Annotated in this window: 2 protein-coding genes; both read left to right on the top strand. The window is 59.3% G+C overall.

Annotated features, from left to right (window positions below; genetic code table 11):
* Window positions 1–15 precede the first annotated feature (15 nt).
* Complete coding sequence (locus JFT63_RS11945) at window positions 16–1,737, top strand: ShlB/FhaC/HecB family hemolysin secretion/activation protein (protein ID WP_082629652.1); 1,722 nt, start codon at window positions 16–18, stop codon at window positions 1,735–1,737.
* A 33-nt stretch (window positions 1,738–1,770) separates the two neighbouring features.
* Entirely contained in the window at window positions 1,771–18,837 is a 17,067-nt protein-coding gene (locus tag JFT63_RS11940; RefSeq protein WP_233102286.1) for a hemagglutinin repeat-containing protein, read from the top strand.

The raw sequence follows: 18,837 nt of genomic DNA, 5'->3' as shown, positions 1-18,837 counted from the left end.
AGAGGGATCTAGAGAATGTGGCGTTTACCGCGTCGGACCAGGTGTCATCTGCTGTCCGCTTTTTTTTGCCTGGGCTTTGTTGGCGGGGTGCAAGCTGCCACGCCGCAGAATGCCCCAGGCATCACCGACCTGATCCGTGATCGCCAGGACCGCCTGCTTGAGGATCAGCAACGGCGAATCGAAGAGCTCAAGGATCTGCCTGGCAAATCTGCGGCGCCCGCCGCACCGGTCGCGCCTGTCGACACCCGTTGCTTCCCGATCAAAACCATCGAGCTGGGCGGCGCTGATGCACTGACCGAAGATGAGCGCACGAGCCTTATCAAACCTTACACCGGCCAATGCCTGGGCGTACCGCAGCTGAACCAAGTGCTCAAGGTCATCACCGATCGCTATTTGGCCAAGGGCCTGGTCACCAGTCGCGCCTACCTGCTTCAGCAGGACCTTTCCAGTGGCAACCTCAAAATTCAAGTTGTCGAAGGCCGGCTGGAAAGCCTGAAGGGCGCCGAAGGCAGTGGTATCACCGACCGTCAATTGACCATGAGTTTCCCCGGCAAGCAGGGCGAGCTGCTCAACCTGCGCGAAATCGAGCAGATGGTCGATCAGTTGAATCGCTTGCCGTCGAATCAGGCGCAGATGGAGTTGGCGCCGGGCAAGGCCGTGGGTGGCAGCGATGTTCTGGTCAAAAACACACCGCAAAAGCCCTGGCGTGTCGGCCTGTCGCGGCATAACGGCGGCCAGCGCAGCACCGGTGAGCAGCAGTGGGGCGCCAGTCTCGATTGGGACAATCCGTTGGGCCTGGCTGACCAACTCTCGCTGCGCGGTGGCCACGATGCTCAAAGCGATCACCAAAAAACCTCACGCAATTCGATGCTCAGCTATAGCCTGCCGTTCGGTTGGTGGAACCTCTCGTACAGCTACATCGAAAGTGAGTACCGCTCCCAGGCCCAGGCCAACAACTTCAAGTTCAAGCAGACCGGCGACAGCCAGAATCACCAGTTGCGCCTGGAGCGGGTCATCCATCGTGATGCCTTGAGCAAGACCTCCCTGAACACCGGTATTGCCTATCTTCGTACCAACAACTTCATCGAAGACAGCAAGCTCGCCTTGAGCAGCAACCGCCTCAGTGAAGCGCAAGTGGGTGTCAACCATGGTCGGCGTATCGGCGGCTCATTTCTCAATATCGACTTGGGTATGCAAAACGGCATCGGCGCGTTCGACGCTCAGGCCAACCATGACCCCAAGCCCGGCCAGCCCGATGCGCGTTACCGCAAATACACCGCCACGGTGAGCTACCTGTACCCCTTCAAACTGTGGGGCGAGTCCCTCAGCTTCAGCAGTTTGATGACCGGCCAGCGCAGTGAAGACGTGCTGTTCAGCCCTCAGCGCATGAGCCTGGGCGGACAGTCGTCGATTCGTGGCTACAAAGACCAAATGCTGGCCGGCGACAGCGGCGGTTATTGGCGCAACGATTTGCGCTGGAGCCGGCCGGTGACCTGGGCCTGGATGCAGCCGGTATTCAGCGAATATGGCACCAGCCTCGGCTACGACCAGGGCGTCATCAGCCATGGCCGCTACAACGCCGAGCAGCACGGGCGCATGAGCAGCAACTCGGTGGAGTTGTTTGCGCGTGGCAAGAACGTCGCGGCCAGCGTGACCTTTGCGCACTCCTTGGAAAGACCGGACGCGATCACGGACCGTGAAGCACCGATCTATTTGCGCATGGATTTTTTTCTTTAAATTTTTGACCGCCTTCGGGCTTCGAGACATGACATGGACGTTCGCCAGTACGCATTCCTCGCGCGTCAGCCTTCTGCTGCCGTAAAAAGCCGTTCCCATTCTCTGGGGCTGCCTAAACGTGGGTTGGCGCTGATCCTGGCCAACGCCATGTTCTGGCATCCGTTACTGGCTCAGGCGGACGGCATCGTCGTGAATGCGCCGGGCACTACGCTCGGGCAAGCGGGCAATGGCGTGCCCATCGTCAACATCGCCACGCCAAATGCCAGCGGGCTGTCGCATAACCAATTCCATGACTACAACGTCGGCGCCAATGGGGTGATCCTCAACAACGCCACCGACCGCACCCAGGCCACGCAACTGGGCGGCATCATCGTCGGCAACCCCAATCTCAACGGCACCGCGGCCAACATCATCCTCAATGAAGTCAACGGCGGCAGCCCCAGCCAACTGCGCGGCTACACCGAAGTGGCCGGGCAATCGGCGCATGTGATCGTTGCCAACCCGTATGGCATCAGCTGTAACGGTTGCGGCTTTATCAATACCCCGCAAGCGACGCTCACTACCGGTAAAGCCGTGATCGAAAACGGCCAGATCAATCGTTATCAGGTGGATCAGGGCAGTGTCGCCATCGAAGGCGCGGGCCTGAACGCCAGCAACGTCGATCAATTCGAAATCATCACCCGCGCTACCACCATCAATGCGCAGATCCAGGCGAAAAAGCTCACCATCGTCGCCGGTCGTAATGATGTGGACGCACGCAGCTTAAATGCCACCGCGCGGGCCGCAGATGGCAGCCAGGCGCCGGATCTGGCGATTGACTCGTCGGCGCTGGGCGGCATGTATGTAGGCGCGGTCAAGCTGATGGGCACCGAGGCGGGTGTCGGCGTGAAGTTGTCGGGGGATATGGTCGCTGGCGGCGATATTCAAATCGACGCTGGCGGCAAGGTGGTCATGGGCCAGACAACGGCAGGCGGCGCCATTAACGTAAAGGCCCATAGCGTTGAGGCCCAGGGTGTGGTCGCAGCGGGCAGCGTTCTGGAGATGAAGACGCAGGGCGAGCTGATCAATCAAAAAAGCCTGGCGGCGCGTGATCGTGTGGCGCTGCACAGCGGTGGGGTATTGACCAACAACGGCATCATCGAAGCCGGCGTCAACCCTGATCAGACGCGCAATGCTCAGGGTGATATCCAAGTCACCGCCGCCCGGTTGAATAACACCGGCAAGACCGTCATCGCCAGCCGTGACCTGTCCGTCAAGGTTGATGGCACTCTCGACAACCGGAGCGGCACCCTGAGTGCGCAAAATCAGCTCCAGGTGAGTGCTGAAAAGCTCGATAACCAGCAGCAAGGCCGCGTATTGAGCGCCGCACGCATTGAGTTGAATGCTGCGCAGTTGCTCAATGCTGACGCGGGCCTGGTGGTTGGCGACCGAGGGCTCAGCGGCCGCATTGGACAGTTGGTCAATCGTAAAGGTGAGCTATCGAGTCTTGCCGAAGTCAGCTTGCAGGTCGACAGCCTGGATAACGTCGCCGGGCTGATATCTGCCGGCCAGGCGCTGCGTTTGACTGCCAATGGCATGGTTAACAATCAAGGGGGGCGCCTGGTAGCGGGGCAGCATTTGCAGATTGACGCCGGGCAACTGGATAACCGCCAGTCCGGTAGCGCGAGCAGCCAGGGCAGTCTGGGGCTGAACATTGCCGGTACCTTGGATAATCAACAGCAGGGCCGAATCGAGTCTGGTACGGCCGCGCAGATCAGCGCCGCAAACCTCAATAACCAGCAACAAGGTGTACTCGTCAGTGGCGGCGCCCTGCAGTTGGCGACCGGCTCGCTCGATAACAGCCAGGGCGGGTCGATGACCAGCGCCAAAGCTCTGAATGCCCGTGTCACCCACCTCGACCAGCACGGCCAAGGGCGCATTTACAGCAACAGCGATGTCATCCTGGACCTGGGCAACGGCCATCTGGACAACCGCGACGGTGGTTTGATCAACGCTGGTGGGCAGTTGACGTTGAATAACCTCAATAGCGTCGACAACCGCAGCGGCGAGATTTCCAGTGCCCGTGGCTTTACGCTTGCGGCGAACAGCCTGGACAACCGCGCCGGCAAGCTGCTCAGCGACCAGGCCTTGGGCCTGAAAATTGTGCAGACTCTGAATAACGGGGCAGGACTGATCGCCGCCAGCGGCCTGGACATTGATGTTGCCAGTTTGATCAACGACCAACGCGGTCGAGTTTATAGCCGTGGTCGGCTTGACGCCCGGGTGGGCGGTTTGCTCGCCAATCAAAGCGGAAATTTCAGTGCCGACGCAGGCGCACAGTTGAGCATGGGTAGCCTGGACAACAGCAATGGCGGCCAACTCTTCAGTCAAGGCGCTCTTGGCCTGAACCTCAATCGGGGTTACTTGAACAACCAGGGCGGCTTGATCAACTCTCCGGGCCAGTTGTTGCTGACTCAACTTAACAGCGTCGATAACCGGGGTGGCGAGATCTCCAGCGCCCAAACCTTCGACCTGGTCGCGGATCAACTGGATAACGCCGCGGGCAAGCTGCTCAGCGAGCAAGCCTTGAGCGTGCGCATTGCCCGTGCACTGGACAATACCAAAGGTGTGGTAACCGCCAAGTCCCTGGATGTTCAAGCGGGAACACTGGTTAACCAGTCTGGTCGACTGGCTGCGGTGGACGGCCTCACTTTGCAAGTCGAGGGCGAACTCGATAACCGCAGTGCGAAGGTGCTGGGCAAACATCTTGTGCTTGGCGTTGGGACGCTAACCAACGACCAGGGCCTGGTGCAGGGTGAATCGACGTTGCTGCTTCAAACGGGCGGTGCGGTGAGTAACCAGGCAGGCACGTTGGCCGCTGGGCACAGCATGAGGCTTAACAGCGCCAGTCTGGATAACCGCCAAGGTAACGTGACCAGCGACGGTGCACTGACGGCAGTTATTGCGGGCAGCCTGCTTAACCAAGCGGGGCTTTTGAGTGCCGGCACTGACTTGCAGCTCAGTGCCACAGAGCTGAACAACTCGCTCAAAGGGCGCATTGCCGCGCAACAGGTACAGCTCACGGCGCAAGCGTTGGATAACAGTGCAGGCGGCAGTCTGTATGCCAAAGCTCAATTGGGTATGGCCCTCGGCGGCCAGTTGAACAACGCCCAGGGCGCCCTGCGCAGCGATGGTCGTTTGACCATCACTGCCTCCGGTTTAACCAATGATGACGCCACACTCTCCAGTGCCGGCGACCTGCAGATCACGACCGGCAACCTGAGCAACCAGGGCGGGCACCTGAGCAGTGCCACTGGGTTGGGGATGACGGTTACCGCGCTGGACAACAGCCGCAAGGGGCAGGTCTCCAGCCAGGCCGATGTAAGCCTGGACTTGCAAGGTGGCCATCTCAACAATAGTGCAGGCCTGATCAACGCCCCAGGGCAACTGCTGCTCAAGCAACTGGGCAGCGTCGATAACCAGGGCGGTGAAATCTCCAGTGCCCGCGCCTTTGAGTTGGCGGCAACTGCCTTGAACACGGCGGACGGCAAGATACTCAGCCAACAAGCCTTGACCCTGCGAATCGCCCAGGCATTGGATAACACCCGTGGCCTGATTTCCGCCGCGGCCTTACAGGTAAACAGCGCCAGTCTGGACAACCAGGGCGGCAAGTTGAGTGCCGGTTCTGACTTGAGTCTGCGCGTGGACGGTGTGCTGGATAACCGCGGCGGTGAGCTGCTGGGGCAGCGCTCGATAGTCGACGTGGCTGCGCTCAACAACAGCCAGGGGCGCATCCAGGGCGATAACCGCTTGGCCTTGACCAGCCACGGCGCGGTCAATAATGCCAACGGCACGTTAGCTGCCGGTCAGACGCTGATGGTGAATGCCGTCAGCCTGGACAACCAGGCCAAGGGCCGCCTCACCAGCAAGGGGGACGCGCAGCTTGTGGTAGGGCGCGTGGATAACCGAGATGGCAGCATCACCTCGGTCGGGCAGTTGCAGGTCAAGAGTGACGAGCTGGATAACCGTCAGGCCGGGTTGCTCAATTCTGGCAAGGCCATGAACCTGGCCATCGGCAAAGTGGACAACCGGGGGGGTGAAGTTTCCAGCGTTACCGAATTGACGATCACCGGCCGCGAACTGGACAACAGCAATACCGGCCGCGTACTGGCCAATAGCACGCTCCAGTTGACGCTCGACAGGCTGAACAACCAGCTCAAGGGCCTGATTTCTGCGCAACAGGACGTCAACCTCAAAGCGATCAGCCTGGACAACAGCGCCCAAGGCAGTCTCTACGCCAAACGCAACCTCGACATGACCCTCGCCGAACAGGCTGACAACAGCCAAGGCGTGATACGCAGCGACGCCGCCTTGCAACTGCGCAGCGCCAGCCTTGGCAACAACGGCGGGCGTATCAGCAGCGGCGGGGCGTTACTGTTGAGCTCCGCCAATGCCCTCGCCAATCAGAACGGCGAGGTGCTCAGCGCTGATACGGCAACGGTGAATGCGGGCAGTGTCGACAACAGCCACGGGCGCATTGTGGCTGACGGTGCGCTGCAACTGACCACAGGCGTCTTGCTTAACCAGCATCAAGGCCGTGTCACCAGCGCTGATCGCCTCAACCTCACAGCAACCGACGTAGATAACCGTTTCGAAGGCCGCATCGCCAGTGGCCAAGCGCTCAACGCCAGCATCCATCGCCTTGACCAGCGCGGGGCTGGTGAGCTTTACAGCAACAGCGAACTGACCCTGGACATGAACCATGGGCACTTGAATAACGCCGATGGTTTTATCAATGCCCCAGGCCAGTTGTTGCTCAAAAACCTGAACAGCGTCGACAACCGTAACGGTGAAATCTCCAGTGCCAAGGCGTTCGCCCTAAGTGCGGCCAGCCTGGATAACAGCGCGGGCAACTTGCTCAGCGACCAGGGTTTGACCCTCACAATCGAACAGGCCCTGCTCAACGTCAAAGGGCTGATTTCAGCCGCCGGTGTCGGGCTTGATGCTGCGCGACTGGACAACAGCGAAGGCAAGGTGAGCAGCTCCCGGGACGCACGACTGGCGATCCGAGAGGACCTGCTCAACGACCAGGGCGAAATCGTCAGCGCAGGCCAGACGCAGTTGGATGCGGCCAGTTTGACTAACACCGCAGGCCAAGTACTCGGTGATGTTCGCGTAGACGTCAAGGTCAAGGGCGCGCTGAATAATCAGGCGGGCACACTCGGCGCCGGCACATCGCTGGACGTGCGTGCGGCCAGCCTGGATAACCGCCAGGGCGGCAAACTGGCCAGTGACGGCCAACTCACGGCCACTGTCGACGGGTTATTGGACAACCAGGCCAAAGGGCAGGTGCTGGCCAAGGGCGCGATGCAGTTGCACACCGGTGGCCTGGATAACCGCGGGGGGCAACTGACAGGCCAGGCTCTGTTGACCTTGCACAGTGCCAACGTCGACAACCGCGGCGGCGTGATCCTTGCTCACAAAGACCTACAGCTCAACGTGGGGCAGTTGGACAATCAGCAAGGCTCACTCGGCAGCAAGGCGGCCCTGGGCTTCGCCGGGCAGCTGCTGCGCAACCAGAAGGGCCTGATCAGCGCCGTGGGCCCGCTGCGGCTGACTGCCGACACTGTACAAAACGCGGCTGGCCGCATCGCCAGCCAAAGCGATTTACAGGCAACCATCGGTGTACTGGCCCAGCAAGGCGGTGAACTGGTTGCTCAGCACGAGCTGAGCCTGAGCGGGACTTCCCTGGATAATCGCGACGGCGGTTTGGTAGGGGCCACAAAAGCGCTGAAACTGACGGTCGACGCCGTTGATAACCGTGCGGGCGAAATTTCCAGTCAGAGCAGTGTGGATTTCAAGGGGCAGCGCCTGGATAACAGCGCCGGCAAATTGCTGGCTGGTACTGCATTGCAACTGGCCGTGGCGCAGGTGATCAACCAGGCCCAAGGGCTGGTGTTTGCGCAAGACAACCGTTTTACCGGGGCGCGCCTGGACAACAGCCAAGGCAGGTTCGCGGGCCAGCAGTCGCTGAGCCTGCTGCTGACGGCCATTCCCGGCACAGAACTGGACGGGCGACTGGATAACCAACTGGGTAAAATCAGCAGCGAAGGCACCCTGCAACTGACCAGCGCGACCCTCGACAACAGCGCGGGCGCGGTCTCTTCGGCGGGTGCGCTTACCCTTGCTGCCAGCGGTGGTATCACCAACCAGGGCGGCATCCTGGAGACCGATGCCGCCCTGACGCTCACCAGCGCCAGCCTCAACAACGGCCCCAAAGGCCTGCTCAACAGCCGTGGTGCGCTGAGCCTGACCACCGGCGCGCTTAGCAACAATGGCCGTATCACCAGCGCCGATCGTCTGGACCTGGCTGCAACCCAGGTGGACAACAGCGGACGTATCGCCAGCAGCAAAAACCTTACCGCCACGATGACCGGTCTGGATCAACAGGGCGGTGAGCTGTTCAGTAATACTCAGCTCGAACTTGACCTGAACCACGGCCAACTGAGCAACGTCGGCGGCCTTATCAATAGCCCGCTGCTGATGCTTAAAAACCTGGCTGATGTGAACAACCAGCGTGGTGAGATTTCCAGCCAGCAAGCCTTCGCCCTGGCGGCGCGCAACCTGGATAACGGCGGCGGCAAGCTGATCAGTAACCAAGGCCTGACACTGCAGATTCAGGATGCCTTGGGCAACGCCAAAGGTGCGATCAGCGCAGCCTCGCTCAACGCCAGCAGCGCTCGTCTGGACAACACTGACGGCCTGATCAACAGTCGTGGCGTGATGGACGTCTATGCCACACAGGCACTTGATAACCAGCGCGGAACGCTGATTGCCGACGGCGCCATGGGGCTGTCTTCCGCGCGACTCGATAACCGTGGCGGTGATGTGTCGGGCAAGGCAGGGGTGAGCGCTGATATCGATCAGGTCGATAACCGCGGCGGTCAACTTATCAGCACGGCAGCCGTGGATGTGCGTGCAGCATCCCTGGACAACCGCAAAGGCCTGGTTGGCGCCGATAAAGCGCTGAAACTACGGGTCGATAGCATCGATAACCGTGGCGGCGAACTGTCGACGAACGCCGACCTGACCGTCACCGGGCAAACCCTGGATAACAGCGATGCCGGTCGTGTGCTGGCCGGGCAATCGTTGAATCTCACGCTTACCAAGCTGCTTAATCGCAACCAGGGCCAACTAAATACCCAGCGCCTGATGCTCAGTGCTCAGGGCCTGGACAACAGCACCGGCAAACTGCTTGCTCAGCAGCTTCTGCAACTTGAGCTTAAAGGTGAGTTGAATAACAGCCAGGGCGTGCTCAACAGTGAGGGGCGCCTGAGCGTCGATGCGGCGAGCGTGCTCAACCGTCAAGGGAGGATGTCCAGCGCCGACGCGTTGGTGCTGAGTACGCAGGGGGCCCTGAACAACGACGGCGGTGAGCTTGTGACTGACAGCACCCTTCAGCTGCGCAGCGCCAGCCTGGGGAACCAGAAGGGCGTGCTCAGCGGCAAAGGGGCGGTCAGCGTAAGCACCGGCGCGCTGGATAACACGGGGGGCCGTCTCACCAGTGGCGACACCCTGGAACTGAAGGCTGGGCTACTCAATAACAGCGCCGGCAGTATCGGCAGCGCCCAGGCCCTGACGGCCAGCGTCGACGGGCTTGATCAGCCAGGCGGCAAGCTGTTCAGCAACGCCGCGCTGACGCTGAACCTGAACAACGGCCAGCTTAACAACCAGCAAGGCCTGATCAACGCGAATGGGCCGCTGGTGCTCAACCACCTCAACGGCGTGAACAACCAGGCCGGTGAAATCTCCAGCGCTCAGGCGTTCAATATCGTTGCGCGCAACCTGGATAACAGCAACGGTCGCCTGCTCAGCAACCAGGGCCTGACCCTGCGAATCGACCAGGCGCTCGGCAACATCAAGGGTTTGGTCGCGGCGGCGAGCCTGAGTGCTCAGGCGGGTGTCGTCGATAACAGCGGCGGTACGCTGACCAGTCGCGGCGGGCTTGAATTGACCAGCACCGGGCTGCTGACTAACGGGCAACAAGGCTTGATCAATGCTGCGCAAGCCCTCACGGTCAACGCGGGGAGCCTCAATAACCAGGGCGGCAGCCTGCTCGGCACCAGCGCGCTGACAATTAATACGTCGGCTTTGGACAACAGCGCCAAAGGCTTGATCAACAGCCAGGGCCGTCTGCAACTCAATGCCCAGGCACTGGACGCCAGCGATGGCGGCGAGGTGTCGGCCAAGGGCGATATGGACCTTACGCTGACGTCCATGGCCCTGCGTGGCGGCAGGCTGATCGGCGAGCAGGACCTGAGCCTGGACCTGGCCAACGGGGATCTGGATAACCGTAAAGGTCTGATCTTCGCCAAAGGCCCGTTGACCCTCAAACATGTACGTGACCTGCAAAACCAGGGCGGCGAACTGTCCAGCCAAAACGCCCTGAACCTGACGCTACGTAACCTGGACAACAGCGCCGGTACGCTTATCAGTCAGCAACTGCTGACGCTGAATGCAGGCGACATCGTCAATCGCGGCGGCTTGCTGTCGGGTTGGCAAGGGCTCAACCTGATCGGCACCCAGTTGGACAACCGTGACAAAGGTACGCTGTCCAGTCGCAACGGCACTCTGGATGTACGCCTTGGTGGTCACTTGCTCAACAGTGGTGAAGGCGCGCTGGCTAGCCAAGGGCGGTTGAATGTCAGCGCCGCCAGCCTGGATAACAGCAACAAAGGTGTGATCTCCAGCGGCGCGCAGCAGACCTTGAGCGTGATTGGCGCATTGAACAACACCCAAGGTGGGTTGATCGACAGCGGCTCGACGCTGGATCTGAGCGCGGCCAACCTCGACAACAGTGCCGGCACTATCACGGCCCTGCGCAACCTGAACTTCCTGGGTGGCAACTTGCTCAACACCGGTGGCTCGCTGATGGGTAACGACCATCTGGTGCTGAACCTGCAAGGTCACCTTGGCAACGTCAACGGCAAGATCGCGGGTACCAGTTCGCTGGTGCTTAAGCAAGCTATTGAGGTGGATAACCGTGGTGGGCAACTCGCTAGCCAGGGCGCTCTGTCATTGGCCTTGGGTGGTCTGAACAACAGCGAAGGCGGCACCGTTGCGTCCAAAGGTCGGCTAGCCATTGATGCCAGCGCTATCGTTCAAAACAACGCCGACGGCCTGATTTACAGTCAAGACGGCGACCTGCAAATCAACGCCTTTGGCCTGACCAACGTGCAGGGCAAACTGCAGGGGCAGAACGGCCTGCGGGTCGAGGTCAATGGCGATCTCGATAACCAGCGCGGCAATATCATCAGCCAGACCGGTGACGTGCACCTCAAGGCCGGCAACCTCGACAACCGCAGCGGCGTGCTCGCCAGTCTCAAGGGTGCCATCGAGGCCGGTGTGGTGGGTGTGCTGCGCAACGGTCATGACCTGAGCGCCAGCCCCAAGGGCGGCTTGATTCAGGGCCAGCGCCTGTTACTCAGTGCCGGTCACCTCGATAACCAGGGCGGCTATGTGGGCGCACAGACCAGCGATGCGCTGCTGACGGCGGCAACCCTCAATAACCAGCAGGGCGCGTTGTATGCCAAGGGTCTGATGCGCATCAATGGCGGCGCTCTGGATAACAGCGCCGGCCAGATTGCCGGTGACCAGATCTCGCTCGGCCTCAACGGCCAGTTGACCAACCACAACGGCCTGATCGAAAGCACCAACAACCTGACCGTGGCCGCCAACGCCATCGATAACCAGGGCGGCAAATTGCGCGCCCTTGGACGCTCGGGCAAGACAGCGTTCCAGATCGGCGGCGTGTTCGACAACCGTAACGGCGCCGTGGAAACCGCCAACCAGGACCTTACCCTCGCGGCTGCCAGCTTCCAGAACAACGGCGGCCAGTTGCTGCATATGGGAGAGGGCACGTTCGACATCTCGTTGCCCAACGTTACCGGCGCGGGCGGCACTGTTGTCACTCGCGGTGGCCTGACCCTGAACGCGGATACCTGGACCAATACCAGCGTCATTCAGGCAGGGCGTTTGAACGTCAACGTCAATCACTTTACCCAGACGGAAACCGGGCAACTGCTGGCTTCGACGCACCTGGAAGGCAGGGGTGGCAGTTGGGTCAATAATGGGTTGATTGCCAGTGATGGCACGCTCAGCTTGGGGCTAACGGGGACATACAGCGGCAGGGGGCGTGTCAGCAGCGTAGATACGCTGAACGTCGGCGCCGCTTCGTTAAACCTTGATGCTTCTTCAAGTATTACGGGAGGTCGAGGGACTACCCTAAGCGTCGCAGGCCAAATGACTAACTCGGGCCGTATCAGCGCCATGGGCAATCTGGCGATCAACGCTGGAGCGCTGACTAACGCGGGCACTCTCGGTAGCAGTGAGGGCATGCAAATTGCCACGCAGACCTTGCTCAACGAGCGCGGCTCGATCATCAGCGGTGGTGACATGTCGCTGCTGGCTGAGAGTTTTACCAATAAAAACGCTGATGTTTACAGCCTGGGCAAACTCTTTGTCGCCCGGGATATACAGGGGAATTGGGCGGGCACCCTGAGCAATATTTCGGCCAACCTGGAAAGTGCGGGTGATATGACGCTCCATGTGGGCGCGATAGAAAACAAAAAAGAATTCTTCAATGTTTCATCGACATTGGTCTCCGGCGCTATCGGGATGAGAGGCACGTCGGCACGGGCCGGGCACATGGTGTTGATGGAAGAATATGAATCCAAGGTGGATGCGGAGTCGGTGTCCGCAAGCATCTCGTCCGGCAGGAACCTGGATGTTCAGGGACGTAGCCTGTTGAACTCTGCCTCGGTTATTTCGGCCACCGGCAATATCAATGCTGCGCTGGAAAACTTTAATAACGTTGGCGCCACATTAGGAAAGTATTCGGTTCTCAAGTCTTTCGACCTTCCTAACCTCAAAGAAGACAAGAATATCGCCCGTTTCTGGGGCTCGATCATGGGTTACAACGCTGCGAATGATCCGTCCTATACGCTTCAAGGCTCCGGTTCGAGACGCGCGGGAACCCTGCATTTCTGGGATCAAAACTGGAACGAGTCGATGGTGACGCCCTACACAAGAATGGGGGGTACGGCTCAACGACAAACCAACCTGACTTTTGGCTGGAAAACTTACACGACCTTCAATGTCAATTTCCAAGCCCTGTTTCCTGCGCCAGCCTACAACGCGGGCAACAGGTCCGCATTACCCGCCACACTGGGTGGCGTCAATTTCTACGATCAGCGAATGATCTCCAAGCCCGGCAGCGCAGGTACTGCGCAAGCCATCGTTCAAGCTGGCGGTGCGGTTCAAATCAATGCCAGCAAGAATCTGGTCAACAGTGTCATTCAAGAGGGCCAGCCACTATCGGTAGGCACTGGGCGTGGGTTTGATGCGACGCGCCCGGTCAATAATGCTGTTGTTGCGATCGACCTGAACGCGCAGCTGCCACCAGACTTGGCCCAACAACAGGTCAATCCGTTAACGCTACGCGGCTTCACCTTGCCCTCCGGCACCCACGGTCTGTTCCGCCTCAGTAGCCAAGCGGTTGATGACACTCAAGCCACCCAAGCCCCCAGCGGCCCGCAGAGTTGGACAATGGGCGGTGCAACCCTGGGCCTTGCTCAACGCCAGGACGCACAGCCAGCGATTGAAACACGCACCTTCGACTTCAAGGGCGTCGCTCAACAGGAGGCGTCTACTCATCAGCTGGATCCGACCGCACGTCAGGTCAGTGGCATCACCGCCACCAGCAGAACGCTTAACGTTGCAGGTGCCAACGATGCGGCCAACGGTAGTGGCTGGACGCCCAGCCAGATCACTACAGGTGAAATCGCGCGGGGCGATGGCATCAACGCCCAAAATCCGTCTACCGGCTCAACTGCACCAGTGCCGATGGTCACCGGGCAGGGCGATCAGCCTGAGCTGGCGCTGATCGAGCGGGATACAAGCATTGAGGTTATTACGCCGAACGAGCCTGCTCGACCGACGCTGAACATTCCTGGCGTGACGCCGGTAATGCCAGGTGTGCAGCCAGTTGTGAGCACACCGGCTGCACAAGCTCCGAGCAGCAGCCCCACCCAGATCGCTGCGGTGATTGCCCAGCCGCTGAATGCCGCGGCGCAAACCACGACAGTCGCCAGCCAGACCATCAACCGTGTACAGGGCTTTACGCCCACCACGCCCAAGTCGCAGCCGCATAAATACCTGATCGAAACCAACCCGGTGCTCACCGACCTCAAGCAGTTCATGAGCTCCGACTATTTGCTCGCGGGCCTGGGTTACAACCCGGACGAAAGTGCCAAGCGCCTGGGTGACGGGCTGTATGAACAACGGTTGATCCAGCAGGCTGTGCAGGCACGCACAGGGCAGCGGTTTATCGACGGTCAGAACACCGACGAAAAGCTGTTCAAGTACCTGATGGACAATGCGATCCAGAGCAAGCAGCAACTGAACCTGGCAGTGGGTGTGACTCTGACCTCTCAACAGGTCGCGGCGCTGACCCACGACATCGTCTGGCTCGAACAGCACGAAGTGAACGGTGAGAAAGTGCTGGTGCCCGTGCTGTACATGGCCCAGGCCGACAATCGTCTCGCGCCCAACGGTGCCTTGATCGCCGGTAACGACCTGAACCTGATTGCCGGTGAAAACCTGGAGAACGCCGGGACCCTGCGCGCCACCAACAACCTGTCGGCCAAAGCAGGCAACGACCTGATCAACAGCGGCTTGATCGAAGCCGGCAACCGCCTGGACCTGCTGGCGGGTAACAACATCGTCAACAAGTCCGGTGGCATCATCGCTGGACGCGACGTGACGCTCACCGCGATCAAGGGTGATGTGATCAACGACCGCGCAGTAACCCGTACCGGCAACGGCACTGCTGAACGCCGCGACTATCTGGACAGTGCGTCCCGCATCGAGGCGGCCAATGACCTGACGATGAATGCAGGTCGGGACATTGCCAATACCGGTGGCGTGCTGAAAAGCGGGCGTGACACCACACTGGTCGCTGGCCGCGATGTGCGCATCGAAGCCGTTGAGCAACGCAATGGCTTGGATCTGGGCAACCGTCTGCGCACCGAAACCGTGACGCAAAACGGCGCCAGTGTGGAGACCGGTCGTGACCTCAAGGTCTCGGCAGGGCGTGACTTCACCGCCATTGCCAGCCGCATCGACGCCAAGCGTGACTTGGGCATCACGACGACTGAGAACCTGAGTATTTCTTCGGCCGCCGACGAGCAGCATTCATCGAGCAAGTCCAAGAAAGTCACCCAGTCCAAGGACCACATCAGCCAGGTTTCCAGCGTGCTGACGGCCGGCGGCGATGTGTCGCTCAATGCCGGTAAAGACCTCGAGCTCACCGCCAGCCGGATTGCCGGGGGCGGAAACGTGGCCCTCGATGCACAGCGCGATGTGAGCATCCTGTCGGCACTGGACGAAGACGCTTCGTTCTACTCGAAAAAGAGCAAGGGCTCGTTCGGACGCAGCAAAAGCCAACAGCGGGAAAGTTACGACAGTTCCAACGTGGCTTCTGTCGTCGAAGCCGGTAAAGACCTGACCGTTAACGCCAGCAAGAACGCCGATGGCGGCATGAGCATCAATGGCGGGCGTGACGTCACTGTGATCGGCAGCCAGTTGAAGGCGGGTGGCGACATGTTGCTGGGTGCCACCGGTGACATCGCGGTGCTGTCGGGTGTCGAGGAGCATGGCTCTTACAGTAAGAAGACCAAGTCCGGGTTCCTGGGGCTGTCTAAAAGCGGCAAGAGTCAGTTGAAGACCACTGCCAGCCAAGTGGGCAGTGAGTTGGAGGCGGGCAATGATGTTGTGGTGGCGGCGGGTAATGATGTACGGGTGCGGGCCAGTGAGATCAGTGCCGATAACGACACTGAACTGCGTTCCGGGCTGGTCAATAGCACGGGTGACATCAACCTGATTTCTGCGAATGACACGGCTTATAGTCGCAGTGAAGAACACAAGAAGAAGTTTGGTTATACGGAAAGGCCGACATCGGTCGCCATTTCGTCTGCGAAGAAGGCCGGTCGTGAAGCCCAGAGCAGCACCAGCGTGGGCAGCCATGTTAGCGCCGAGCGCGATGCAACTTTGCAGGCTGAACGCGACATCAATCTGGTTGGCAGCGGCATCACCGCCGGGCGCAATGTCAATCTGGATGCAGGGCGCGACGTCAATGTGGTCGCCGCACAAGACACCCGTAGCGAACGTAGCTGGGAGAAGAAAAAGCAGACGGGTTCAAGCATCTCCAGTAACGGTAATGGCATCAGCATCTTCGCCGGTACCGAAGGCAGTGGGGAGAAGAATCGTGTCGAACACGAGACCGCTTCCAGCAGCCAGATCAGCGCCGGACAAGATGTGGCGATCAACGCCAAGCGTGATATCAACCAGCGCGGCTCTGATGTGGGCGCTGCCAATGATATCGAGCTGACGGCGGGCAGAAATATCAATATCGATGCTGCGCGTGAAAGCGTGCTCACCGAGCAGATACGCGAGAAAGAGAGCAACGGCCTGGGTGTTTCGATCAACCATAACTATGCCAATACCAAGGATGCCGTCAGCGGAGCAGGGAAAGGCGAGGACAATGTCAGCAAAGGCTCAAGCACACTCAAAGCGGTTGATTCGGTCAGTCAGTTTGTCAGTGGGCCGACGCTGGACGGGAAGTTCGGCAACAGCAAGCAAACCAACAGCAAGCAGGTTATCGAGCAGACCAACCGATCTTCAACCCTGAGCGCTGGTAACGATCTGCACCTTAACGCTGGCAACGATGTGTTGGTGAAGGGAAGCCACCTTGACGCCGGGCGTGACATCAATATCAAAGGGCGTGACGTCACGCTGGACGTAGCCAAGGGCAGCATCAGTGAAGAAACCACCCACACCCAAAGTTGGGGCGGCATCCATGGCGGTACCAGCGGCGGGATCAAGTTGGGCGCCGGCGGTAGCTTCGGCACGGCTACGGGCGAGAGCTCTCAAGGCTCGTCTACGGCTTCACAGCTGGAGGCCGGTCGCGATATCAACCTCAAGGCCAGCAATGACCTGAACCTGATTGGAACGCAGGCAAAAGCCCAACGGGATATCGAGCTGAATGCCGGCAACGACTTGAATATTCGTTCGGCGCATAACGACAGCAACAGCGAAAACAACCGCCACAGTGGCGGCGGGGAAGCAGGCCTGACGTTTGGCTCCGAAGGTATTGGCGTCTACGTCAGTGTCAGCATGGGCAAGGGCAACCTGGAGCGAGAAGGCCAACGCCAACAAGAGGCATACCTCTATGCCGGCGACCGTCTGGGGTTCGCCAGTGGCAAAGACACCACCATCGGCGGAGCGAACCTCAGAGGCGACGAAGTGGTGGGGCGCGTGGGCGGCGACCTCAAGGTTTCGTCGGTAGCCGATACGGGCAAGGTCAAGGGCAAAGAGTTCGACATCAGCGTTACGGCCACCATCGGCCCGGGCGCCGGTGTCAGCGGTTCGGTCGGCTTTGGCAAGACCACGGGCAAAACCGACTGGGTCGAAGAGCAAACCCGCATCACCGGCAAAAATGCAGTCGATATCAGAACAGAGAACCATACCCAGATCGACGGAGCCGTCATCGCCGCTGACAACGGCAACCTGAAACTGGACACCGGCACCCTCGGCTTCAGCGATATCGCCGGGCAAGACAAAGAGCATGGGTACTACCTGAACGTAGGTGGCACCTATAAAGCCGGGAGCAGTGAAAGCAAAGGCAACACCGTACAAGACAACAGCCAGGCGGGAAAAGGCAAGGAAGGTCAAACCGGCTGGAGCGTTGAGGGTTGGAACTACGAGAAAGAACGTGAACAGATTGTCCGCGCCACGGTGGGGGCAGGTGAAATCGTCGTACGTGGGGATACCGAGACGGGCGCTGACTCTACGGCCGGGTTGAACCGGGATGTGGGTAAGGCCTATGAGATCACCAAGGATGATGAAAAGCGAACGGATCTTTATGCGAGTAGTTCGTCCATTGATGCTGTGATGGATCCTGAGAAAGCCGCCAAAGATCTGGTTGCAGACGTTGTCAATTTCAAAGACAACCAAAAGAAAAAGATCGAAGCAGTTGCCGGCGCGCTCGAACAGATCAAGGGCGAAATTCAGGCAATTCAGGCTCAGCGCGTCAGCATTGACGATGTTTCAGCGAATATTCGTAAAAAATTCGGCGATGAGCAGGCGCTGACAATTTCGAAGAATCTGGTGCGAAAGGGCATCGCCCCTGAGACTCTGGATGCGCTCCCGGCGGATGTTATAAGCGCATTGAATGATTTTTCGGAAAAGGCAGCAATTTACGATAAGAAAATCAAGGGCTGCATGGATGATGGCAGTTGCCGTGCCACACCTTCCACCCAGCCGAAGACTGGCTCAGGGTACGAGCTACCGGCCGTGCTCATTGATGACTTACCGCGTAACGGGGGTGAAGCAGCGCTCAATGGCATCGTTGATATAGTCAAGCTTTCCCAGAAGCTGCCCGCAGAGCAGTTTCAGGCTGCGATGCTTAGCGTGCAGGCCATGATGGGGCCTATGAAGCTGGTAGTGAGTGTTGTCGCACATGCAGCAGCTGAAGCGGTAGCGGGGGATCAGTACAGAGAGTTCAAAGAATCTAAAGCTATCGAGCTTGCTGCAAACCTGACTGACCGTACCGTTGAAACCATGAGGGGATTTCATGCAGAGGCTAAAGCTGACCCTGATAACCTTTTGCATGGAGATAAGTATGTTGTAGCGACTGAGTTTTTGATGGATGCTGTGCTCGGGGAGGTCAAGTCATTAGGCGTAAAAGCAGGGAGTAAGGTTTCAGTCAACGGCTCCAAAGATACGATGCTCCCTGATAATTATTGGAAGGATAAAGAAGCACCTGTGCAGGTTACTCCTGGAACCAAACGTGTGGTGGATCTGAAACCCAGTAGCCGGAAAAAAGATGAAGTCTACGAGCGGACGACGCATTATGATGAATACGGACGTAGCAAAGGCCAGACTCACATGACTGACCACGGGCAGCCGGACGTGCATCCGAATCCGCACCATCATGTGCGAGATCTCGAAAAAAATCAGAATGTGAGAGGCGCTAGGCCTGGTGTGCATCCGGATTATTAG

The organism is Pseudomonas sp. MF7453 (assembly GCF_016405455.1).
GTDB classification, from domain to species: domain Bacteria; phylum Pseudomonadota; class Gammaproteobacteria; order Pseudomonadales; family Pseudomonadaceae; genus Aquipseudomonas; species Aquipseudomonas paralactis.
Note: the sequence above shows the minus strand (reverse complement) of the source record. Positions and strands in the feature narration are given on the sequence as shown.

Bases quoted from the DNA above. Each gene is read 5' to 3' on its own strand.
- JFT63_RS11945 (WP_082629652.1), top strand. From the start codon at position 16: ATGTGGCGTTTACCGCGTCGGACCAGGTGTCATCTGCTGTCCGCTTTT.
- JFT63_RS11940 (WP_233102286.1), top strand. From the start codon at position 1,771: ATGGACGTTCGCCAGTACGCATTCCTCGCGCGTCAGCCTTCTGCTGCC.